At 68.1% G+C, this 21,989-nt stretch carries 18 protein-coding genes; 6 read left to right on the forward strand and 12 right to left on the reverse strand.

Annotation, left to right across the window (positions count from 1 at the left end):
• Nucleotides 1-43: 43 nt before the first annotated feature.
• Nucleotides 44-349 carry a hypothetical protein gene (locus QHF84_RS35840; protein WP_281318024.1) on the forward strand — a complete coding sequence of 102 codons (306 nt, stop codon included), beginning with the start codon at nt 44-46 and terminating at the stop codon, nt 347-349.
• Here QHF84_RS35840 and QHF84_RS35845 read toward each other — a convergent pair.
• Both QHF84_RS35845 and QHF84_RS35850 read right to left on the reverse strand, forming a co-directional pair.
• Nucleotides 346-957 (reverse strand): class I SAM-dependent methyltransferase, encoded by a 612-nt coding sequence (locus tag QHF84_RS35845; RefSeq protein ID WP_281318025.1) that lies wholly within the window; start codon nt 955-957, stop codon nt 346-348. The two genes, QHF84_RS35840 and QHF84_RS35845, sit on opposite strands and share 4 nt — an antisense overlap.
• Complete coding sequence (locus tag QHF84_RS35850) at nt 954-1,976, reverse strand: glycosyltransferase family 2 protein (protein WP_281318026.1); 1,023 nt, start codon at nt 1,974-1,976, stop codon at nt 954-956. The genes QHF84_RS35845 and QHF84_RS35850 overlap by 4 nt, the downstream gene beginning before the upstream one ends.
• Before the next feature lie 87 nt (nt 1,977-2,063).
• Here QHF84_RS35850 and QHF84_RS35855 point away from each other — a divergent pair, with 87 nt between their 5' ends.
• Nucleotides 2,064-3,008, forward strand: a complete 945-nt coding sequence (locus QHF84_RS35855; RefSeq protein WP_281318027.1) for an NAD-dependent epimerase/dehydratase family protein — start codon at nt 2,064-2,066, stop codon at nt 3,006-3,008.
• On the opposite strand, the gene QHF84_RS35860 is transcribed toward QHF84_RS35855, so the two are convergent.
• Nucleotides 3,009-3,410 (reverse strand): helix-turn-helix transcriptional regulator, encoded by a 402-nt coding sequence (locus QHF84_RS35860; RefSeq protein WP_281318028.1) that lies wholly within the window; start codon nt 3,408-3,410, stop codon nt 3,009-3,011.
• An 80-nt stretch (nt 3,411-3,490) separates the two neighbouring features.
• Here QHF84_RS35860 and QHF84_RS35865 point away from each other — a divergent pair, with 80 nt between their 5' ends.
• Together QHF84_RS35865 and QHF84_RS35870 are read left to right on the forward strand one after the other, a co-directional pair.
• Nucleotides 3,491-4,453, forward strand: a complete 963-nt coding sequence (locus tag QHF84_RS35865; RefSeq protein WP_281318029.1) for a GDP-L-fucose synthase — start codon at nt 3,491-3,493, stop codon at nt 4,451-4,453.
• A 369-nt stretch (nt 4,454-4,822) separates the two neighbouring features.
• The gene (locus QHF84_RS35870) at nt 4,823-7,612 is read left to right on the forward strand and encodes a hypothetical protein (RefSeq protein ID WP_281318030.1); all 2,790 of its coding nucleotides are present in this window, start codon (nt 4,823-4,825) and stop codon (nt 7,610-7,612) included.
• Between the two features lie 69 nt (nt 7,613-7,681).
• Here the strand turns inward: QHF84_RS35870 and QHF84_RS35875 are convergent, their stop codons facing one another.
• The 7 genes from QHF84_RS35875 to QHF84_RS35905 form a co-directional block, all read right to left on the reverse strand.
• The gene (locus tag QHF84_RS35875) at nt 7,682-8,776 is read right to left on the reverse strand and encodes a putative metal-binding motif-containing protein (RefSeq protein ID WP_281318031.1); all 1,095 of its coding nucleotides are present in this window, start codon (nt 8,774-8,776) and stop codon (nt 7,682-7,684) included.
• 169 nt (nt 8,777-8,945) lie between these two features.
• Nucleotides 8,946-11,429, reverse strand: coding sequence for a hypothetical protein (locus QHF84_RS35880; protein WP_281318032.1), 2,484 nt, complete (start codon nt 11,427-11,429; stop codon nt 8,946-8,948).
• 104 nt (nt 11,430-11,533) lie between these two features.
• Nucleotides 11,534-13,933 carry a hypothetical protein gene (locus tag QHF84_RS35885; protein ID WP_281318033.1) on the reverse strand — a complete coding sequence of 800 codons (2,400 nt, stop codon included), beginning with the start codon at nt 13,931-13,933 and terminating at the stop codon, nt 11,534-11,536.
• A 46-nt stretch (nt 13,934-13,979) separates the two neighbouring features.
• Nucleotides 13,980-15,962, reverse strand: coding sequence for a sulfatase (locus tag QHF84_RS35890; RefSeq protein ID WP_281318034.1), 1,983 nt, complete (start codon nt 15,960-15,962; stop codon nt 13,980-13,982).
• Nucleotide 15,963: 1 nt separating this feature from the next.
• The gene (locus QHF84_RS35895) at nt 15,964-16,554 is read right to left on the reverse strand and encodes a Uma2 family endonuclease (protein WP_281318035.1); all 591 of its coding nucleotides are present in this window, start codon (nt 16,552-16,554) and stop codon (nt 15,964-15,966) included.
• A 31-nt stretch (nt 16,555-16,585) separates the two neighbouring features.
• On the reverse strand, nt 16,586-17,656 hold the full coding sequence (locus QHF84_RS35900) for a lysylphosphatidylglycerol synthase transmembrane domain-containing protein (RefSeq protein ID WP_281318036.1): 1,071 nt from the start codon (nt 17,654-17,656) through the stop codon (nt 16,586-16,588).
• A gap of 40 nt (nt 17,657-17,696) precedes the next feature.
• Nucleotides 17,697-18,410: a hypothetical protein gene (locus QHF84_RS35905; protein ID WP_281318037.1), complete on the reverse strand. Its 714-nt coding sequence runs from the start codon at nt 18,408-18,410 to the stop codon at nt 17,697-17,699.
• 62 nt (nt 18,411-18,472) lie between these two features.
• On the opposite strand from QHF84_RS35905, the gene QHF84_RS35910 reads away from it, so the two are divergent.
• Complete coding sequence (locus QHF84_RS35910; RefSeq protein WP_281318038.1) at nt 18,473-19,165, forward strand: 50S ribosomal protein L11 methyltransferase; 693 nt, start codon at nt 18,473-18,475, stop codon at nt 19,163-19,165.
• A 21-nt stretch (nt 19,166-19,186) separates the two neighbouring features.
• Entirely contained in the window at nt 19,187-19,672 is a 486-nt protein-coding gene (locus tag QHF84_RS35915; RefSeq protein WP_281318039.1) for a GreA/GreB family elongation factor, read from the forward strand.
• On the opposite strand, the gene QHF84_RS35920 is transcribed toward QHF84_RS35915, so the two are convergent.
• Complete coding sequence (locus QHF84_RS35920) at nt 19,669-20,223, reverse strand: hypothetical protein (protein WP_281318040.1); 555 nt, start codon at nt 20,221-20,223, stop codon at nt 19,669-19,671. The genes QHF84_RS35915 and QHF84_RS35920 overlap by 4 nt on opposite strands.
• 9 nt (nt 20,224-20,232) lie before the next feature.
• Nucleotides 20,233-21,876 (reverse strand): long-chain fatty acid--CoA ligase, encoded by a 1,644-nt coding sequence (locus QHF84_RS35925; protein ID WP_281318041.1) that lies wholly within the window; start codon nt 21,874-21,876, stop codon nt 20,233-20,235.
• Nucleotides 21,877-21,989 lie beyond the last annotated feature (113 nt).

Raw genomic sequence — 21,989 nt, forward strand, 5'->3', positions numbered from 1 at the left:
CGCGCAGTGTCAGAGGCCGTGCGGGCTCGGATAGGATGCGAGGATGCATCCCTCCAGGCACATCCTCCGGGCCTTCGCGGCGGCCGCGCTCGCCTTGTCCGTCACCGCCTCCTTCGCGGCCGGGTGCGGCGACGACACCACCTACTTCCGCTGCTTTCCTTGGCCCGACGCGCCGGGCGACGATCCGAACGTCTGCCCCTCCCAGGACCGCGCGACCCAGATCATCGCGCGTGACAACCCGAACCCCTTCACGGTCATCGACGACGGCATCCTCGAAGACGGCAAGTGCTGCTACGAGGTCCTCGAAGAGGCGCCCGGCGACGGCTGCCCCGACTTCTTCCCGTTTTAGGCCCGCGGCTCGGCGAGCGCGAGGATCCACGGGTACGACGTTCGTAGCTCCAGCACCTCGAAGTCCGGTTCGAGCAACGCGCGGAACGAGCCGAGGCCCCAGTGGTTCTTGTGGTCGATGTCGTTGCCGAAGCGGGACACGTTCTTCCCGCGCAGCAAGTTCGACAGCATGAAGAACGGCTCGTGCGGCACCGAGAGCAGCGCCCGCCGGGCCCCGAGCTTGCGCAGCTCCGCGAGCGCCCGGCGCGGATCGTCGAGGTGCTCCAGCACCTCGCAGCACACGATCACGTCGGGCTTCTTCGTGAGGAAGCCGAGGTCGTAGATCGAGCCCACGTGCGCCTCGATCCGCGGGAAGTGCCGGCGCAGCCGCGTGACGTCGTCCGGGTTGTACTCGACGCCGACGAAGCTCGTGTCTTCGAGCTTCTCCGACAGGTAGCCCGACAAAAACCCTTCGCCGCAGCCCACCTCGAGCACCGTGCGCGCCGGCAGGGCTTCGAGGAACATCGAGTGCAGCGTGGCGGCGAAGCGGCGGATGAGCATCCGCTGGACCGGGTTTCGGCTCCGGTACTTCTGCGTCTCGAACCGGTCGAAGTACGCGTCGGGGATCACAGGATTTCCTCGCGGATCGGAGGCTCGTCTTCGAGGTGACGCGTCTGGCTCTGGTACGTCAAAAACTCGCCGATGAAGCCCATCGAGAAGAGCTGGATGCCCGTGACGATCATGAGCACCCCGAGCAAAAGCAGCGGCCGGTCGCCGATCTTGTGCCCGAAGCACCAGAGCACCGTCAGGTAGAGCTCGATCGACATGCCGATCCCGGCCAGCGTCAGGCCCGCGAAGCCGAAGAGGTGCATCGGCCGCTTCTGGTAACGCGTCAGGAAGAGCACGCTGAGCAGGTCGAACGAGCCGCGCAGGATACGTTCGAGCCCGTAACGCGAGGAGCCGTACTTGCGGGCGTGGTGCTTGATCGGGATCTCGGTGACGCGGAAGCCCTGCGACGCCGCGAGCGCCGGGATGAACCGGAACAGGTCGCCGTAGATCGGGATCGAGCGGATGACCTCGCTCCGGTACGCCTTGAAGCCGCAGTTCATGTCGTGCAGCTTCACGCCCGTCACGAGGGCGACGGTGCCGTTGAAGACCCGCGAGAGCAGGAGGCGGTTCGTCGGATCGAGGCGCTGCACCTTCCAGCCGACGACCACGTCGTGACCCTCCTCCAGCTTGGCGAGGAAGTTCGGCAGGTCCGCCGGATCGTCCTGGAGATCGGCGTCCATCGTCACGAAGATCGTGCCGCGCGCCTTGCGGAAGCCCGCCGTGAGAGCCTGGGCCTTGCCGAAGTTCTTCCGCAGGCGAACGCCCCGCACGGCCGGGTTCTCCGAGGCGAGGCGCTTGATCACGGCCCACGAGTCGTCCGTGCTGCCGTCGTCCACGAAGATCAGCTCGTACTGTTCTTTCCCGGAGAGCGCCTCGTGGATGCGCCGTGCGAGCTCGGGCAGGCTCTTCGCCTCGTTCAGGCCCGGGACCACGAGCGAGACCCGCGGGAGGATGACCACCGGGCTCTCGGCCGCCTTTCGGGCCAGGGCGATGGCAGGAGGCTCGCCCGGAGAGGGCTGGGTGATGTCCACGGCGCTCACGGCGGCGGAGGATAGCAGAACGGTCCGCCCGCACGAGGGCTCGGAGTGCAGGCAAGGCGAGATCGGGGTGCTACCCTCGCGCCCGCGATGAAGCTGCTCGTGACCGGCATCGCCGGGTTCATCGGATCCCACCTCGCCGAGCGATTGCTCGATCGAGGCGACACCGTCGTCGGCCTCGACAGCTTCGATCCCTTCTACGCGCGCTCGATCAAGGAGCGAAATCTCGCCCGCATCCGCGGCCGCGCCCACGTCGTCGAGGCCGACCTCCTCGACGAAGCGGCCGTCGCGGACCTCTTCGCATCCACGGACTTCGACGTCGTCGTGCACCTCGCGGGCCTCGCGGGCGTGCGCCCGAGCCTCGCCGCGCCGTCGCGTTACCAGCGCGTGAACGTCGAGGGCACCACACGCCTCGCCGAGCTCGCCCGCGCGCGGGGCGTGCGCCGCTTCGTGTTCGCGTCGAGCTCCTCGGTTTACGGGGCGAGCAAGCGCCTGCCCTTCGCCGAGGACGACCGCGCCGACGAGCCGATGAGCCCGTACGCCGCGAGCAAGCGCGCCGCGGAGCTCGTGCTGCGCGCCCTCGTGCACACGCACGGCTTCGGCGTCACCTCGCTCCGCTATTTCACGGTCTACGGCCCGCGGCAGCGACCCGAGATGGCCATTCATGCCTTCTGCCGCGCCATCGACCGCGGCGAGACGATCGAGCTCTACGGCACGGGCGAGGCGAGCCGCGACTACACGTACGTCGACGACGTCATCGACGGCACGGTGCGCGCGATCGATCGGGTCGGCGAGGGCTACCGCGTCTACAACCTCGGCGCCGGGGGCACGCCGACGACGTTGAACGAGGTCGTCGCGCTGCTCGCCGAGACCCTCGGCAAGCCTGCGCGTGTGCATCGGAGCCCTGCGATCGTCGGCGACGTCGAGCACACGATCGCGGACATCGGCGCGGCTCGCGCGGCGCTCGGCTACGCGCCGAAGACGGACATTCGCGAGGGGATCCGCCAATTCGTGGACTGGTATTCCCGGACGTAGTCACCGCGCCTTCGGCCGCGCCCCGCTCGCCCGATGGTGCGCCCGTTCCCTCTTGCGCGGCACGAGCTCGGGCACGGGCCCGTACTTCTCCAGGATCTCGGCGAGCACCTCGTCGGAGAGCGTGCGCGAGAGCGCGATGAGCGCGTGGCGCGGGCTCTCCTCGGGATCGACGACCAGGTCGACGAGCTCCACGTCGAGGCCTTCGAGGGCCTCGGCGATGCGCTGCAGCGTCTCGACGGTGGGGTTCGCGAGCCCGTGTTCGATGCTGGAGATGTGGCCCTTGTTGGCGAGCGACTCGCCTTCGGCCACCTCCTCCTGGGTCAGCCCGGCGGCGAGCCGGAACGCCTTCACGCGCTCACCGATCGTGAGGAAGAGCTTCTTGGGGCGGACTCTGCGCGGCATGTGCTCCTCGCTACTTCTCGATCGACGGGCTGCGCCGAGCGCGTGCGGGTGGTATCGCCTTCATCAAGGTCGTGCTTGCCATGCCGAAGTTCCCTCTCTCTGACTCCAAGATCCTCGTCACGGGCGGCGCCGGGTTCCTCGGCTCGCACGTCGTTGCGCTGCTGAAGGCGCGTGGCGCCCGTGAGATCGTCGTCCCCCGCTCGGCCGACTGCGATCTGACGGACGCGCACGCGACGCGGTCTCTCTTCGAAACGCACCGCCCCGACCTCGTCTTGCATCTGGCCGCGCGCGTCGGCGGCATCGGCGCGAACCGCCGCCACCCCGGCACCTTCTTCCGCGACAACATGGCCATGGGCCTGCACGTCCTCGAAGAGGCGCGGCGCGCGGGGACGCCCAAGGTTGTAGTCGCCGGTACCATCTGTGCCTATCCGAAGTTTGCGCCGGTGCCGTTCCGGGAGGAGGACCTCTGGAACGGGTATCCGGAGGAGACGAATGCGCCGTACGGGATTGCCAAGAAGGCGCTGCTCGTGATGGCGCAGGCGTACCGGAAAGAGTTCGGGTCGAAGTTTGTCGTCGTCTTCCCGGTCAACCTTTACGGGCCGCGGGACAACTTCGACCTCGAGGATTCGCACGTGATCCCGGCGATGATCCGGAAGTTCGTGGAGGCGCGTCGCGCGAAGGAGCGGTCGGTCGTGCTCTGGGGCGACGGTTCCCCGACGCGGGAGTTCCTCTACGTGGAGGACGCGGCCGAGGGGCTCGTGCGGGCGGCGGAGCGGTACGACGGCGAGGAGCCGGTGAACCTCGGCGCGGGGCGCGAGGTGTCGATGCGGGATCTGGCGGCGACGATCGCGAAGGCGGTCGGATACGACGGGGACATCGTGTGGGACACGTCGCGCCCGAACGGTCAACCGCGCCGGATGCTCGACGTGTCACGAGCGCGCGAGTGGTTCGGGTTCGAGGCGCGGACGACGCTGGAAGAGGGGCTCGTGAAGACGATCGCCTGGTACGAGGAGAATCGGGGGCGGATCGTCGAAAAAGCGTGATCCGGGTCCGCTCTGCGGGTGCGAGGGGCCAGGGGAGGGGTGATCCGGGTGGGCTCCGGCGTGTGAGGAGGGGGAGGTATGTGCGATCTTTGCCCGCGCGGGGGCCGAGGTGGGTCAGGGCGGGGGTGATCCGGCCGAGGTCACGGGGTGACGTGGCGGCAAATGGACTCGATCCGGGGGAGCTCACGCCGTGAGCGGGGGAAGGTGAGGGGCGATCCGGCCGCTTCCCGGCGATGCGCGGGGGTGGGTGATGTATCCATCTCCGGCGCGAGCTTCCTTCGACCCCTCGCTGCTAGAACTTCCCCTGGGATGTATTAGTCTCCGCCCCCGCGGGCGCCGGATCCCGCCCTTACGCTGCCGGACCTTCCCGTGATGCTCCTCGAAATCGTCGTCGCCGCGGCCGAAGCGATCAAGGCCAGCTTGCCCCTCCTCGCCGGCCTCGTCCTCGGCGCGGCCCTCCTGCTCCTCTTCGAGCGTTTCCTCGCCGGCCGCGTCTCCCTTGCCGTCAAGCGTGTCCTCTACGCCGTCGTCCTCCTCGGCGGTGTCGGTGCCGGCCTCTTCCTCGCGTGGAAGATCCGATGGCTGTGTGACGACGCGTTCATTTCGTTCCGATACGCGCGGAACTTCGCCCGTGGCGAGGGCCTCGTCTTCAACCCGGGCGAGTGGGTCGAGGGATACACGAATTTTCTGTGGACGCTGGTGCTCGGCCTGCTCGCCAAGGTCCGCGTCTCGATCCCGCACGCCGGCCTCTTCGGAAACCTCGCGTCCTACGTGCTCGCGCTCGTCTTTGTCGCGCTCGTCGTGCGCAAGGCGAGCCCCAAGCCCGCGATCATCCCTTTCGCCGCCATCGCCCTCGCCGCGAGCCGGCCTTTTTACACGTTCGCCTCGTCCGGCCTCGAGACCATGCCCGCCGCGATGCTCGTGGCCGTCGGCATGTGGGCCTCGCTCCGCAAGAATGGCGCATTCTGGTCCGGGCTCGCGTTCATCGCCGCCGCCCTGACCCGGCCGGATCACCTGCTCCTGTTCGGCTGCATGGGCCTCGCGATCGTGGCCGAGGATCTCCTCCACCACGAGGAGCGGCCATTCTGGAAGCGGCTCGATCTCCGCCGGTATTTCGCGTACGGCGCGCCGCTCGTCCTTTTCTACGTCCCGTATTTCCTCTGGCGCTGGCGCGCGTACGGCGATTTCTTTCCGAATACCTATTACGCCAAATCGGGCAACCTCACGTACTGGGCGCAAGGCCTCATCTACGCGACGCATTTCGTCTTCACGAGCGGCGCGGCGATCTGGCTCCCGCTCCTCCTCGTCGCGCTCGCCGGGCGACCTCGCAATCGCGCCGAGACGCGCCTCCGGGTCTTCGCGTTCCTCTCGCTCCTCGTCTACGGCCGCTACGTCATGAAGGTCGGCGGCGACTTCATGGAGCACCGGTTTTTCGTCTCGCTCCTGCCGATCCTCGCGGCCGTGACCGAGATCTCCGTCCGGTATCGGCTGCGCGAGCTCGGCGCGCCGGCCCGCGCGCTGCTCGGCTCGGTCGCGGCGCTCGCCGTCGCCCTCGCCGTCCTGCCGGTCCGCGTGCTCAAGCCCTACGAGAAGCGCTGGAACCTCGCCGAGGAGAACACGTTTTACCCGGTGAAGAGCGTCTTCCCGTTCGAATCCGGCTCGATCTACGCCGGCATGGGCCAGCGGGTCCACAAGCTCTTCATCGACCGCGGGGTGAAGCCCAAGCTCTCGATCGATTGCATCGGCCTCGTGGGCTGGTACGCGGACCTGCCGATCGTCGACGCATATGGACTTGCGAACCGGCGCATCGCGCACAAGCCGATCGAGAAGCGCGGCCGGCCGGGGCACGAGAAGCGCGGCACGCTGGAGGATCTGCTCGCCGAGGGCGCGGTCGTCGATCTCGGCAATCCCTGGGGCGACAAGTACAAGGAAAAGACCCGCGTCAACGTCGACGGGAGCTCGTTCCACTTCCTGCGCTGGGATCCGGACGTCGTGAAGGCGCTCCGCGGCGTCAAGAACACCCAGCTCCCGGATCCGGCCCGCGACGTCGCGGCGCTCGCGCGCACGGGCACGCGGAGCGAGATCCTCGATGCGCTCGAGTTTTATCAGGTCTTCCTGGAGCGCCACCCGGACCGGGACAAGCTGCTCGGCGAGCTTCGGGGGCGGCTCGCCGAGGTCGCCGATTTCGAGGGCAACCTCCCCGCGGGCGCGACCATGCAAGGCGCGGGGCTGCGTATCGAAAAGAGCCGGCGCATGGGCGCGACGGGCAAGAGCCTGCTCGTGTCGCTGCCGGACGCGGGGGGCGGCACGGGGACCGTGGAGATCGACCTCGGCGTGCTTTCGCGGCCCGAGCTACGTTTTGCCCTCGGCGGCAAATCGAGCCCCGGCGTGCGCGTGGAGCTCGTCGTCGACGGCGCCGTCACGCAGACCGTGCGCCCGCGCGCCGACCGGAAGCTCGTGCCCGAGGCCTGGCAGATCCAGGACTTGCAGGGCCGCCGCGCCAAGCTCCGGATCGTCGACGAGGACAAGGCGCCGGGGGTCGGCCTTTACATCGACGGGATTCACTGGTCCGGCGGCACGAAGGACGACATCCGCGCGCGGCTCCGATCGAACGCGCCTGGCAATGCGGTCGATCTCTTCCGCTCGGCCCGCACCGAGCTCCCCGACAGCGATCCCGACGTGATCGCCTTCGCGGCGCGGTTCTCGGTTCATTACAGCTTCGACGAGGTCTTCCCCGAGGGGACCGAGGTCACGGGCTCGGCGTTCGGCAAGGCGCCGACGACGGGCCCGACGGGCAATCAGCAGGAGGTCACGGGCTTCCTCGGCCGCGCGTTCGCGAACGGGTACCACGGCGGCGACGCGGCGAAAGGCAAGCTCGCGCTGCCGGTGATGACGCTCGACGGCCAGCCCATTCACGTGCTCGTGGGCGGCGGCAAGGATTGCCAGAAGGTATTCGTGGGCCTGGAGGTCGAAGGCCGCGTCGTGGCGCGGGCTTGCGGCAAGCAGGACGAGATCCTCCGGCCCGCCGAGCTCTCGACGAGCGCGTACGTGGGCAAGCAGGGGCGGGTCGTGATCGTGGACGAATCTGCCGGGAACTGGGCGCACATCCTCGCGGATGACGTGCTCGTGCTGAATGCCGAGAAGTTGAAGACGAATTAGAGCGTCAGCGCTCCGCGAGCCACGCATCGATACGGCCCCGGCTCCTCGGCATCGCGCATCGCGCTCGGATCAGCAGCCTTCGTCGATCGACCCGTCGCAATCGTTGTCGACGGCGTCGGCGCACTTCTCGACGCCGCCGTTGGAGAGCGTGCACGCGTACTCGCAGCCGGTGAACGTGGAGCCGTCGATGTCCCAGTAGCCGGGGTCGCATTGCGCGATCTTGCATTGGGTATTGGCTTGTGAACACGGCGTGCTCCCGTTGTTGACGCAGCTCGGCGTCCCATGGGGCGCCACGCAAGCCTGCCCGCATTTTCCGCAGTTGGTGATGCTGGTGCAAAGGTCGACGTCTTCGTCCTTGAGGCCGTCGCAGTCGTCGTCCTTGTTGTTGCACGTGGAATCGTCAGGCATGCTCTTGATGCAATAGTACTCGCACGTCCCGACGGGATCCTTGTCGACGTCGTGATAGTCTTGCACGCAGCTCCCGGAGCATTTGCCGGGGACCTGCATGGGCATGGGGCTCGGCTCGCATGCGATCGTGGCCGGGTCGTTGTTCAGGAGCTTTTCGTAGCAATTGTTGGAGCAGGTTCCGCAGGTCTTGGGCGATTCGAAATCGATGGTCGGGTGGTCGTCGACGGCGCCACTGCAATCGTTGTCCAAGCCGTCGCAGACCTCGAAGCCGTCTCCGTGCACCGCGGGGATGGTGTCGTCGCAGTCGTCGCCCCCGCAGGAGAGCGGCGGGTGTCCGTCCTTGTCCTCGTCGAGGAGCAGGAAACTACACGTCTTCGTCGAGGGCCTGCAGTATTTCGTTGCAATGCAAGGGTGCTCGATGAAGACGGATTCACAGTCGAAGTCGTGCTCGCAAGCAGGCGCATCCACGCAGCCGCCCTGGCCCGGATCGCAGTACTGGTACGGCTCGCAGCCGAGCAGGCTGTCGATTTCGTGGAGGCACTCGCCACCGATGCAGCGGTCGATCGTGCAGGAGATGCCGTCATCACAACCGGCGGCTCCGGTACAGCCGACCGCGCCGTCCGTGTCGCCGCCGGTATCACTGCCCGTGTCTTCCGCGGCATCCGTATCGCCGGCGTCGACGTCGGGAGGCGCGCCTCCGCCGCCGCCTCCGCCTTGGCCGTCCGGAGGAGGGCTCGTGTTTCCCGAGCAACCCACGAACGCACTCGCTCCGATCGTGAGCGCCGTACCAATGAAGAAAAGCCAAGCAGGTCGCGTTCCAGGCAACATGGATGCAGTTTCCTGCAAGGCGTCGAACAAGTCGAGCGCCGTCCTCCGCTGAATGTTGCTCTGGCGGAGCGGGAGACGGAAGGCGTCCCCCTCGGGACTAAGGCGTGGGCGGGACCGGCAGCGCCGGCAGGTGTGGCTTGCGGCGGAAGATGTCCATCGCGCGGAAGCCCGACCATTCGCGGCGCTCGACGAGCATGTCGTAGGAGCGCGAGAGGTCCGCCGGCAGGTTCTTCGCGTCGTAGCAGGTATCCTCGACGACCACGAACTCGGCCATCGGCAAGAGGCCCGCGGCCTCTTCCTTGGTGTTCGCCGAGCGCAGGGGCTTGCCGAAACGACGGTTGTCCGGGCCGTAGGGAAGCGTGCGCAGGTCCGAGAGCTTGTACAGGCCGTTCGGCGGCGCTTTTACCGAGCAGCTCAGGACGGCCACCGTGTCGCGGAACGGCGTCTCGATCGGCGTGTCCGGCACGGCGCCGAGCACGCCCTCGTTCACGTTCTTTCGATCCCTCAGGTAACGGACGAAATCCCAGAAGAGGATGTCGCCGGCGATCGAGTTCATCCCGTCGCTCTTCTTGTCGGGCTGCATGAAGACGTGTGTCGCCCCGAGGCCCTTCACCATCTGGCGCACGCCCTCGGGCGTCTTCGCCGCGCCGTATTCGACCCCGTACTGGAACAGGTACATGTCCAGGATCGTCTCGCGGTTCGTCCCGAGGTGGAAATGGTGGCTCAGGAAGATGTGCAGGAGCAGGCGCGAGCCCTTGGGCGTGGCGTTTCCGACGTCTTGCCAGCCGTCCTGGATGTCGAACCGATCGTCGTATTTCTTCTCGAAGCCGCCGCTCAGGAGGTCGATCGTCGATTTCAGCGGCGTCTTCACGAAGCCGTGCGTCTGGATGAAATAAACGTCGCCGCCCCAGATGATCTGAAGGCCCACGAGCAAACCGAGGGCGCCGCGCGCGCTCGGGCCGAACGAGCGCCACAAGGAGAGCGCGATCGCCACCGTGACGGCCGCCATGAGCGGCATGAGGCCCTGGAGGTATCGATCCTGGTGGTGGACCGAATACCAGGCGAAAATGCCGACGTGGATCCAGGCGACGAGGATCCAGATGCGCTTCGTGTTCTTCAGGAACGGCAGGCAGGCGAGCAGCAGCGTGAAGAGCGAGCCGATGACGGGGACAGTGCGGTGGAACTTCGGCCAGTCGTTCGGGACGAAGGACCAGGAGAAGAGCGCCTGGAGCGTCGTGAGCAGGCCTTTCAGGTCCCGCGACGGCTTCCAGAGCAGGCCCTCGGCATAACCGTACTTGAATCGATAGAGCGCCTGATCCGTGAGCGGGTGCGCGTGCAGGTATTTGCTGAAGACCGGGTAGACCGGGTCCCCATAAAAGATGAAGTTCTTCAGCCAGAGCGGTGAGGTCGCGAAGAGGCCCGCGGCGGCGAGGTAGAGCGGCGTGAAGAGGGCCCGGCGGCGCAGCTCCGGCGTGCTTTTCCCGCGCAGGCTCTGCACGAGCTCGACGACGATCTTCCCGCCGACGAGGAGGAGCGGCGCGACGCCGAGCATCATGACGATCGTCTCTTTCGTGATCCCGGCCCCGCCGATGAAGAGGCCGAGGAGCACGACGAAACGTGGATCGAGGTCACGAAGGACGCGGAAGAGGCAAAGCGCGATCGGGATGGCGTACATCGCGCCGGCGTGATCGGCGCCGCCGCTGAGGGAGCTGTCGTAGAGGAAGACGCCGGGGAAGACGAAACGCGCGGCCCAGACCCAGCGCGGATCGGCCTTCGGGACGAGCCTGCGGACGAGCGCCGGGATGCCGACGATCGTCGTCACCAGGAAGATGAGGAATTCGAGGTGCGCCGAGAGCACCATCTTGTCGAAGAGGCGGCCCGGCGCGAGGAAGGCCCACGTGTAGAGGTACGAAGTGAAATGGGGGCGGGCCGAGAAGACCCAGCCCTCGGACGCGGGATAAAGGCCGCCGTGCGCGACCCAGTTCTCCGCGATCGCCATGTGCTTCCACCGCGCGTCGAACTGGACGTTGTGCGGCGTGAGGACGAGGAAATACACCATCCCGAGCCCGAGCACGCCGAAGACCGTGGCGAGCGTGGACCAGCCGAGCGGCGGGCGCGTGGGGGCCGTGCGGGCGAGGACCTTGCGCACATGCGCGACGTGGCGGCGGAGCGGCAGGGCCACGGCGGCGAGGAGCACGAGGGGCAGGGCGTAGAAGACGGGCTTGCGATAACCCTGCGCCGCGCCGACGAGGCACATCGTCGTCTCGAATCCGAAAATGCCGAGGACGAACGAAAAAACGGCGTGCTCGAGGAGCGGCAGGCGGAGGCGGAAGACGCGCTCCAGGACGACGTGGCCGATGCCGTAACTCGCGATCCCGACGGCGAGGGTGCCCAGCCAGTAACCGGCATAACGCCAGAACAGCCACTTCGGAATGGGGTAATGGCGGTGGACGACCCACCCGAACACGGCGATCCCGGCCACGAGCATCGTCGTGGCCAGGGCCCCGCGCAGGTGGGTGCGCACCACGTCGAGCGCGCGTGATCCAGCGGACGGTACAGTTGGGGCCGACTCCGACTCCATCGCCCGGGGCGGAGTACTCTCCGGCACCCCGCGCGTCAAGCCTCACGTGGGCCCGGAAGAGGCGTCGAGGGTGGGGCAGACCTTCTCGCCGGGCGACCCGCGGCTCAGCGCTTCCGCGCCCAGATTTCGAGCTTCTTCCACACGCCGTGACTCCTGCGCTCGACGAGCAGCTCGAAGCCCTGGAGCAACGTCGCCGGCTTCTGCTCGTAACATTGTTTTTCGAGGATCACGTAGTCCGCGGTCGGAATCAGCCGCTCCGCGGCCTCCTTCGTGGCGGCCTCGATCTCGGACGCCGGAAAGTCGAGCGCCTTCGGGCCATAGGGCAGGACGTGCAGGGCGTTCACGCGATAGAGCCCGCGCGGCGGCGCGTCTTTCGTGCAGCCGAGGATGAGGGCCGCGTCGCGGAACGGGGCCGTGATCGGCGCATCCGTCACGCCGCCGAGGACGCCGCCCTCCACGACGCGGCGCCCTTCGAGCCCGCTCCGCGCGAATTCCCAGAACAGGATGTCGGCCGCGATCGAATTCGATCCGTCGCTCTCCTTCTCGGGCGCGACGAACGCATGCGTGACCCCGAGCTCCCGTAGGCGTTTGCGTACGCCCTCGGGCGAGCCAGCGCGGCCGTATTCGATGCCGAATTGCCAGAGGTAATTGTCGAGCACCGTCGGGTGGCCTGTGCCGAGGTGGCCGTGGTGCACGTGCATGAGGTGCAAGAGCAGGCGGGATCCCTTCGGCACCTCGGCGCCGAGCGTCTGGAAGCGCCCCTGGACGGAGAAACGATCCTCGTATTTCTGGTCGAACCCGCCGCTCATGAGGTCGATCACCTGCTTGGGCGGCGATTTCGCGTGAACGTGCGTCTGGATGAAATACACGTCCCCGCCCCAGACGACCTGCAATCCGATGAGCCCGAAGAGCGCGCCCCGCACGGGAGGCCCGAACGATCGATACAAGGAGAGCGCGAGCACTGCCGTGACGGCCGTCATCAGCGGGAGCTGGCCCTGGAGATACCGGTCCTGGTGGTGGACCGAATACCACGCGAAGATCGCCGCGTGGATCCACACGACGAGCAGCCACACCCGCCGATCCACGCGCACGAGGAGCAGGGCCGGCAAGAGGAGCGTGAAGAGCGAGCCGAAGACGGGGACGTCGCCGTGGAATTTCCCCCAATCGTTCGGGAGAAACGAGAAGAGCCCGAGCGCGCTCACCGTCTCGGAGAGGCCCGCGAGGTCCCGCGTCGGCGCCCACATCTTTCCTTCGAGATAGCCGTACTGGAATCGATACGCGGCGTCCTCGGAGAACGGATGCAGGTTCAGAAATCGGTGCGAGAGCGGATAAACGGGGTCGCCATAAAAGACGAAGTTCTTGAGCCAGAGCGGCGACGTGGCGACGAGGGCGGCGAGGCCGAAGATGAGCGGGGCGATGAGGGCGCTTCGTGTGGTTCGAGCGGCGCGGATCGACTGGACGAGGAGCGCGAGCGCCGGGAAGGGGACCAGCATGATCGCCACGGTCTCCTTCGTGAGCGCCGCGCCGGCCGCGAGGATGCCGAGCAGGGCCGCGCGACGTGGATCGAAATCGCGGAGCACGCGGAACGTGCAAAGCGCGATCGGGACGGAGTACATCGCGCCGAAGTGATCGGCCCCGCCGCTCAGGGAGCTGTCGTAGAGCAGGACGCCCGGAAAGAGGAAACGGACGGCCCAGATCCAGCGAGGATCGGCGCGCGGGACGAGGCGCCTCACGAGCGCGGGGATGCCGACGACGGTCGTGAACAGGAAAACCGCGAATTCGAGGTGGGCCGCGAGGACCATACGGTCGAAGAGGCGGCCCTTGGGCAAGAGGAAGGCCCAGGTGTAGAGATACGAGCTGAAATGAGGGCGCGCCGAGAAGACCCAGCCCTCGGCCGAGGGGTGGATGCCGCCGTGGAGCGCATAATCCTCGGCGAGCGCCATGTGCTTCCACCGCGCGTCGAACTGGACGTTCTGCGGGGTGAGGACGTTGAAATACAGGAGCCCGAGCCCGAGGCAGCCGAGCGCGAGCGCGAGAAGGGCCCCTTTTCCGAGCGCCGGCGCACGCCGCGAGGCCCGCAGAACGACGCGGCGCACGTGCGCGAGGTGGCGCGCGAGGGGCACGGAGACGGCGGCAAGCAGGCCGATCGGGAGGGCGAAAAACGTGGGAGCCCGATAAGCTTGGAAAACCCCGGCGAGGAAGATGAGGATTTCGTAGCCGAAGACGCCGACCGCGAGGGACGTGATCGCGTGTTCGAGGAGCGGGAGGCGCAGGCCGAGGGCGCGCCGGACGAGGACGTGGCCGAGGCCGTAGGCGCCGGCGAGGACGACGAGCACGCCGAGCCACGCGCCGGCGTAATGCCAGACGAGCCATTTCTGGATCGGGTAGTGGGCGTGGACGACCTTGCCGAAGTAACCCGTCCCCGCGAGGAGCACGAGGGCGATGGTGGCGCTGCCGAGGCGCGCGCCCCAGCGGCCCTGGATCCGAGCCTCTCCCGACTCCATGGAGGGCGAGGGCGTAGCTGCCCGCGAGGGCGGCGTCAAGCGGGGCTCACCGTCGATAGGGGGTCACGTAGCCCTCGCGGCGCAAGGTGTGCGTGGCGAGGAAGCGGCGCAGGATCGAGAGCGGGGGCACGAGGCGCGTCGGGTCGTCCGCGAGGCTCTGCGTCTCGCCCGGATCGGACGAGAGGTCGTAGAGCTCCAGGGTGCGGCTGCGATCGTCGACCATGACCTTCGTGCCGTCGCGCAGGACGAGGGCGCGTTTCATGCGGGTCTCGGCGAGGATCGGGCGCGTGAGCGTGGGGCTCTCGCCGCGCAGGAACGGCACGAGGCTCTGGCCCATGAAGGTGCTGGGGGTGGCGGCGCCGAAGAGGTCGAGGATCGTCGGGCCGAGGTCGACGATCGTGACGGGCTCGTCGACGACGCGCGGCGCGAGGGTTTTTCCCTGGACGAGGAGCGGGACGCGCAAGAGCTCGTCGTAGAGGGAGTTCGCGTGGCGGTACTGGCCGTGCTCGCCGAAGGCCTCGCCGTGGTCGCTCGTGATCACGAAGGCGGCGCGGGCCGAGAGCGGGGAGGCCTCGATCACGCGGAGGAGGCGGCCGATCTCGGCGTCGACGATGGCGAGCTCGCCGAGGTAGCGCTCGAGCTCGGTGCCGGTCGGGCCGGCGAGGTCGTACGGGGCGTGCGCGTCGAGGAAATGGATGTACAGGAAAAACGGTTCGCCGCGCGTGGCCGTGAGGCGGCGGAGGGCCACGTCGACGAGGTGCTTGGCGAGGGTGAAATGGTTGCCGACGGGGCGGACGAAGGTCTCTTCCGAAAAACCCCGCACGATGCCATAACGATTCACGAGCCAGGGCGCGCCGGCGAAGGTGACGGTGGTGACGCCCTGGGCGCGGAGCAGCTCGGGGAAACGCGGGGCCGGGTCGTTCTCGGGCCAGAGGCCGAGGACGTCGCCGGTCGAAGGGGTCCAGTATTGCTGCGAGAAGTAGGTGCCGGCGAAGAGGGCCGAGAGGCTGTAGACGGTCTGCGCCCCGGGCGAGCGGGCGTTGCGGAAGTAGACGCCCTGGTTTCGCAGGGAGGCGAGGGTGGGGAGTTTGTCGTCGTACTTGCCGGACGCGAGGAGGTCGTTCCGGAGGCAATCGATGCTGAAGAGGAAAACGGCAGGATTGGGGGGTAAAACCGCGGGCGCGCTCGGCGGGACGGGCGGCGCGGCCTTGCGGTCGACGAACCACGGGGCCATTTCGGGGGGCACGGGGGCGTCGTCGGCGATCGCGTCCTCGTGGAGGGGCCCGAGGAACGGCGGGAGGAGCGAGCCGCTCGGGCTTTGCAGGGCCAGGGCCACGGTGGGCCGCGGGGCGACGACGATCGAGGTGGCCGCGGCGAGCGAGGCGACAGCGAGGAAAGGGGCGCGGAGGGGGTGCAATCGAGCGATGAAAGGAACGAGGCGCGCAGGCAAGGCGGCGCCGGCGAGGGCGGCGGCGAAGAGGGCCACGGCGGCAAAAGCGACGAAGAGGCGCGCGCCGGCATAATCGCCCTGGAGGAGGACGGGGTTCGCCGAGAGGAGGGCGGCGGCGGCGGCGACGGCGAGCCAGCGGAGATAGGGGCGAGCCGCGAGGCGGCCGAGCAGGACGGCGAGGGGGACGGTGAGCGCGAGGAGCGAGACGGAGAGGACGAGCAGCGCAGGCTGGACCCAGGCGGCGTGGCCCGAGGCATGGCGTTCGGTGGCCGTCGCGAGGTCCGAGGGCAAGACGAGGGCCCCGAGGGCGAGGCAAAGCACGACGAGCACGGCGGCGGACGTGCGCGGGCGCGCGCGGCCAAAACGAACGTAGAGGCCCACGAGGCCGGCGGAGGCGAGGCCGAGGGCGAGGAATTGGCCCGTGTCGAAGGCGTGATGCAGGACGCGCGTGACGAGGCGCGGCGGCAAGGCGAAGGACCGCGCGATGGTGATCGCATTCGTGACGGCCGCGGTGATCCAGGCGAGGAGGATCGCGTCGGGGCCGGAGACGGTGAGCCGGGGGGATTGGGGTTCGTTCACTTCACCGGGCCCAGAGCGCGCCGATGTCGATTTCGATGGCCTCGAAAGGCTCGAGCCGCGCACGAATGTCACCTTCGTAGGTATCGAGGTGCGTCCAGCGGCCATTGTCGAGCCGGAACACTTCGACCGTCTGCGCTGCGGGGTCGACGAACCAAAGGAATTCGACTCCCTCGCGTCGGTAGATTCGCATTTTCTTGCCGCGGTCCAGCGCCTGCGTGCTGGGCGAGAGCACCTCGCAGACCCAGTCGGGCGGGAGCGTCAGCGCCGGCACGTCCGGCAACTCGGGCATACGCTCTCGGCGCCAGCCCGCGAGATCCGGCACGAGCTTGTCCGGCCGCGGGCCGAGGTGTAGCTCCGGCTCGTATACGAAGACCCAGCCCCCCGGTCCATCGCCGCGAGGGCGGAACGGGCCAAGCGAAGAGCTGAGCTGCCACGCGGCAACCCCGTGCGTGGACCGCGGACGCGGCTGCACGTGGAGCTCGCCGTCGATGATCTCGGCGATCTGCTCCGCCGGCACCGCTTCGAACGCCGCCTCGACCTCGGGCGAGTTCCGCTCCTCTTCGTCCTGCTTGCGCGCCGGAAACGCGTTCATGCCTGGATCCTACCACATCCCGCCCGGGCGGTCAGCGCTCCGCCCCGGCCGCGGAGCGCTCGGGTTTGTCCCCGAACGGCGGCGGCGCCAGGTACCACCCGACAAACCCCATCGCCGCCACGCCCACGTAGATCACGAGGAACACCACGAGCCCATAGATCAAGCCCGCGTCCCCGGGGAGGCCGAGCGCCGGGAAGACCACCGAAAAAAAGAACTCGCGCACGCCGAGGCCCGAGACCGAGATCGGCAAAAGGCCGAGCAAGCTCGCCACCGCGAGCAGGCAGACGACGTCGTAGAACGCGAGGTCGAAGTGCAGCGATTGCGCGATCAGATACCCCTGGACGTAATTCACGCCGAACGCGAGGAGCGTCAGCACCACGGCCGACGCGAGGTGCCGCGGGCGCTGGGCGCGCAGGGCCAGGAGAAAACGATCAAACCCCTCGCCCGTGGGGTCGCCGGGCATTTTCTTGTAAAGCGCGCGCATCGCCGTCTGCGCGAACGAGGGGACGAAGAGCACGAGCGGACCGAGCGCCGTGAGCAGCACGCCGCCCCACGTGAAGAACGCGAGATCACCGACGACGACCGAGCTCCATCGCGCCACGCCGACGGCCACGAACCCGACGAGCACGTAGAGGTCGCAGAGCCGGTCGACCACGACGACCGCGATCCCTTCGGAATAAGGCATCCCGAGGTCGTGGCGGAAGTATTGCGCGCGCAGCACGTCGCCCACGCGGCCCGGCGTGAACATGCCGACGAAGACCGACGAGAGGAAGCCGAGCCAGGCGCGCTTGCGTGGATAGTCGTAGCCGCGCGCCGAGAGCAGGACGTCGGAGCGGATGATCTTGAGCCAGTAGCTCGCCGCGTTCAGCACGAATGCGAGCCCGAGCGGCAGGAGCGAGGCCGTCGCGAGCGCATCCCAAGCGGCGCGCGCGTCGCGCACGCGCAGGAGCACGACCACGAGCAGGACCGGGCCCACGAGGCGCACGGCGAGCCGCACGAGCGAGCGCGGCGCGGCTTTTTTCGAGGCCTCGTTCGGGGAGGGGTTCGGGGCGAAGGGCGCCTTTGGCGACCCGGAGCCCCGAGCGTTGACGGGGTCGCTCACGGGCGCCTCGGTCTCTCGCACGACGCGCCGCTTGTCAAGCTCACCGGAGCGAGTCCGTGATCACCTTGAAGCGTCGCTCGGCCATGATCGCGTCGTCATCCGAGCGCTGGATCAACACCGAAATGGTGAGCTTGCCCTTGCGCAGGACGTAGATCTCGGTCCGCATCGACTCTTTCGCGAGCGTGAACTCGAGCCGCGTACCCTCGACGTTCTCACCACGCAGGCGGCGGGTCACGGTGGTGCCGCTGCCCGGGTGAAACTGGCCTCCGCGCGAGCTCATCTCCTTCTCGATGCCATCCACGAGCGACTGGCTCAGCGTGGCCGGATCGACGTCGACCGAATAGACCTGGATCATCAGGAACGTCGAATCGGCCGCCTCGACCGTGACGCTCGAAACGCCCTGGGCTTTCTCCTCCTCCAGGGTCATTTCTTTCGGATACCGGAAGGAGATCCCGCTCCCCTGGTATTGCAGGACCTGCTTCGATCGGATCGTCGCCTCGAAGCGCTCGCCGCCGATCTGCACCTCGAACGGCTTGCCATCGGCCACGGAGTAGACCTTGCCCCCGATCGAAAGCTCGAACTGATCGCCGGGGCTCGTCACGTCGGGCCCGACCGGCTCACCGCTCGGCTCGGCCTGCGCGACCGAGACCGTGGGCGACGCGCTGCCCGCGCTCTCCGCAGGCTTCGCGGGCGCGCAAGCCGCGGCAAAAAGACCCAGGACGGCGTAAATGGCAGGACGAGCGTTTGCCCACATCGGCCCCCTACTGACCTTTTTTCCGCGCGGGCGTCAAGCATCGAGTACGCTCGCGCGCGTCCATGCGCGAGGCCGAGGCGAGGCGATTCATCGAGGAAAACACGGCGCCGTGCGCGCCGCCGCTCCTGCCCGAGATCCGGCTCCGGCTCGCGACGGAGGTGACGCCGCTCTGGCGCGCCACCGAGGCGTTTCTCCGGACGCACGGGATCGAGCCACCATTCTGGGCGTTCGCCTGGTCCGGCGGGCAAGCGATCGCGCGGCTCTTGCTCGATCGGCCGGAGCTCGTGCGGGGCAAGGTCGTGCTCGATCTGGCCTCCGGATCAGGGCTTTGCGCGATCGCGGCGGCGCGCGCGGGGGCGCTCCGGGTGGTCGCGGTGGATACGGATCCGCTGGCGGCCGTGGCGATCACGATGAACGCGGAGGACGGGGGCGCAGCCGTGGAGGCGCACGTGGAGGACCTGCTCGATCGGGCGCGTTTGCCCGCCTGGGCCGAGGCGGCCGAGGTGGTGCTGGCGGGCGACGTTTGTTACGACGCGGCGATGACGCGTGTGGTTTTGCCGTGGCTCCGTGCGCGGGCAGGCGAGGGGAGGACGGTGCTGCTCGGGGATCCGGGTCGCGCGTATCTGCCGAACGAGGGGATCGAGGAGATCACGCGGTACCGGGTGCCGGTGATCGACGACGTGGAGGGTACGGCGGAGAAATGGGGCGTCGTGTACCGCGTGACGCTTGCGGGGGGTGGGGCGTCCGTGGCTTGATGGGGCGTCTACGGAGGCGATGTGCAGGTCGACAAACAGGCACTCCTGAAGGAGTTTCGTACGCGGCTCGGGGACGAGCTCGCCACGATGGCGCGGATCGCCCAGGAGGCGGCCGCAGCCGCGTCCCACGAAGAGAACAAGCCCGAAAACGACAAGGACATGCGCTCGACCGAGGCGTCCTACATCGCGCGGGGCCAGGCCGAGCGAGCGCGGGAGCTCGAACGCTCGCTCGCGCTTTTGGGCTCGATCCATGTGCGCGCGTTTGCGCCGGGGGACGGGATCGCAGCGACGGCGCTCGTGACCTTGGTGCACCGGGGAGCGAAGCTCGTCTGCTTCGTGCTCCCCGCGGCGGGCGGGCAACGTGTGAAGGTGGGCGGGACCGAGGTGCAGGTGGTGACGCCGACGAGCCCACTCGGCGCGGCATTGATGGGTTTGTCGGAGGGGGACGAAGCGGAGGTGCCGACGCCGCAGGGGACGAAGGTGTACGAGGTGGAGAGCGTGGCTTAGGGGCGGGGAGGCATCTCTTGCGGCACGGGCTGGTACGATTGTCCGTCGAAGTGGAGATCGTCCACGATCGCCTCGAATTCGCCCGCTCGTGAGATGTGCTGGATCAGGCGATAGCCATTCGCCGTCTCGGTGTCGGTGACCTTCAGATCGAAGGCGTATTCGGGACCCCATACGGGGAGGTATTCTCCCTCGCCGCAGCCGAGGTAAACGCCGCGCATGCATTCATGCGTGCTGCCACAGGTATCGTTGAAGTAGACGATGAGGTCGGGAAAGCGGTCGTCGTTCAGCGAGCCCGTGAAGTGGATCGACTTCTCGCCGGAGCCGGGATCCGGGGTCATCCTGATCTCGTTTTCGGCCTCGGGCACGCGCTCGATCCGCACGAGCTCGGCAGCGCGCGTGCACGGCTCGGGATCCCGAAGCGGCTCGGCGACGAGCGCCCGGGTGGATGCATGCGAGGCGCTCGCCGTCGCGACATGGACGGCCGTGCTCTCCTGGGGCGGAGCTCCACCGCAAGCGACGAGGGCGAGCGCGAGGGGCAGGAAGGGACGCATGCGCAAGTGTTACTCCGCGGCGCCGTTCTTTTCGAGGTGGTCGCCGTAGAGCTCGCGGAGCTTCGTCTTCAGGAACTTGCCGGTCGAGGTGCGCGGGATCTGCGCCATGAAGACGTAATCGTCCGGGAGCCAGAATTTGGCGAATTTCGCCTCGATGTGGGCATTGAGCTCCTCTCGCGTGGCGGTCTTGCCCTCCTTGAGCACGATCGCCGCGAGGGGCCGCTCGGTCCATTTCGGGTGCCGCGCCGCGAAGACGGCCGCTTCGAGCACGGCCGGGTGGCTCATGAGCGCGTTCTCCAGCGCGACCGAGCTGATCCATTCGCCGCCCGATTTGATGACGTCCTTCGAGCGATCCGTGATGCGGAGGTAACCCTCGCGATCGATCGTGACGACGTCGCCCGTCTTGAACCACCCATCCTCGGTGAACCGATCGGGGCCCTCGCCGCCGAAATACGAGGAGGCGACCCAGGGGCCGCGCACCTCGAGCTCGCCCATGGTCTCGCCGTCCCACGGGAGGATCTGGCCGTCCTCGCCGACGTGCCGCTGCTCGACGAACGGCACGGCATACCCCTGCGAGGCTTTACACCCGAGCTTCGCGGCATCGTCCGTGTGGGACAAACTATGCTTGACCCGCGCGAGCGTGCCGACGGGGTTCGTCTCGGTCATTCCCCAGGCGTGCGTGACGTCGATCCCGTGCCGCGACTTGAAGCCCTCGATGAGGGCCGGCGGCGCGGCCGAGCCGCCGATGACCGTGGAGCGGATCGCCGAGAGGTCCCACTTGCCGGGGTGCTGATCGAGGAGCTGGAGGATGCCGAGCCATATCGTGGGCACGCCCGCGGCAATGGTGACCTTCTCGGCGGCGATGAGGTCGAGCAGGCTCGGCGGGTCGAGGTGCGGGCCCGGAAAAACGATCTTGGAGCCGGCCATGATCGCCGCATACGGCAGGCCCCAAGCGGCGGCGTGGAACATGGGCACGACGGGCAGGACCGTGTCGGCCTCGCGGACGCCGATGGTGTCGGCATTGCACACGACGAGCGTGTGGAGGACGGTCGAGCGATGGCTGTAGACGACGCCCTTGGGGTTGCCCGTGGTGCCCGAGGTGTAACAGATCATCGCGGCGCTGCGCTCGTCGAGCGTGGGCCAGGCATATTCGTCTTTTTCGGGGGCGATGAGCTCCTCGTAATCGATCTCGGCGCTCGTCGCCTCGCCTTGCGCGGGGCAGTCGGGGACGACGATGACGTGCCGGACCGAGCGGACCTGATCGGCGAACTTGCGCCAGAGCGGCAGGAGCGAGCGGTCGACGACGACGACCTTGTCCTCGGCGTGATTGGCAATGTAGCCGAGCTCGTTCGGGTGGAGCCTCAGGTTCAACGTGTGGATGACGGCGCCCATGGCCGGCACGCCGAGGTAGACCTCGAGGTGGTGCTGGTGATTCCACGAGAGGGTGGCGACCCGATCGCCCGGGCGAACCCCGAGGCGCGCGAGGGCGTTCGCGAGCTTCGCGGTGCGGCGGTAGAAGTCTCCGTAGGTGGCGCGGACGAGGGTCTTGTCCGGGCGGCGCGAGACGATCTCGTTGCGGCCGAAGAACGTGCGCGCGCGTTCGAGGAAATGCGTCAGGGTGAGGGGAAAGTCCATCATGCGTCCGGCAAGCATCGTCGCCTCCTCGTCGTGGGTGGGGAGCGGGCGGGGGGATGTTAGCCGGAGTGCTTCCGAAAACGGAAGGGGGCGCGGTCGGTAAGCGTGAATCATGGAAGCCGCAGCGACGG

This window comes from Polyangium sp. y55x31 (assembly GCF_029946505.1).
GTDB lineage: Bacteria > Myxococcota_A > Polyangia > Polyangiales > Polyangiaceae > Polyangium.

What these genes read in the sequence shown, in the direction of transcription:
- QHF84_RS35840 (WP_281318024.1), top strand. Translation starts at nt 44, where the DNA reads ATGCATCCCTCCAGGCACATCCTCCGGGCCTTCGCGGCGGCCGCGCTC.
- QHF84_RS35855 (WP_281318027.1), top strand. Translation starts at nt 2,064, where the DNA reads ATGAAGCTGCTCGTGACCGGCATCGCCGGGTTCATCGGATCCCACCTC.
- QHF84_RS35860 (WP_281318028.1), bottom strand. Translation starts at nt 3,410, where the DNA reads ATGCCGCGCAGAGTCCGCCCCAAGAAGCTCTTCCTCACGATCGGTGAG.
- QHF84_RS35865 (WP_281318029.1), top strand. Translation starts at nt 3,491, where the DNA reads ATGCCGAAGTTCCCTCTCTCTGACTCCAAGATCCTCGTCACGGGCGGC.
- QHF84_RS35880 (WP_281318032.1), bottom strand. Translation starts at nt 11,429, where the DNA reads ATGGAGTCGGAGTCGGCCCCAACTGTACCGTCCGCTGGATCACGCGCG.
- QHF84_RS35885 (WP_281318033.1), bottom strand. Translation starts at nt 13,933, where the DNA reads ATGGAGTCGGGAGAGGCTCGGATCCAGGGCCGCTGGGGCGCGCGCCTC.
- QHF84_RS35895 (WP_281318035.1), bottom strand. Translation starts at nt 16,554, where the DNA reads ATGAACGCGTTTCCGGCGCGCAAGCAGGACGAAGAGGAGCGGAACTCG.
- QHF84_RS35905 (WP_281318037.1), bottom strand. Translation starts at nt 18,410, where the DNA reads ATGTGGGCAAACGCTCGTCCTGCCATTTACGCCGTCCTGGGTCTTTTT.
- QHF84_RS35910 (WP_281318038.1), top strand. Translation starts at nt 18,473, where the DNA reads ATGCGCGAGGCCGAGGCGAGGCGATTCATCGAGGAAAACACGGCGCCG.
- QHF84_RS35920 (WP_281318040.1), bottom strand. Translation starts at nt 20,223, where the DNA reads ATGCGTCCCTTCCTGCCCCTCGCGCTCGCCCTCGTCGCTTGCGGTGGA.
- QHF84_RS35925 (WP_281318041.1), bottom strand. Translation starts at nt 21,876, where the DNA reads ATGCTTGCCGGACGCATGATGGACTTTCCCCTCACCCTGACGCATTTC.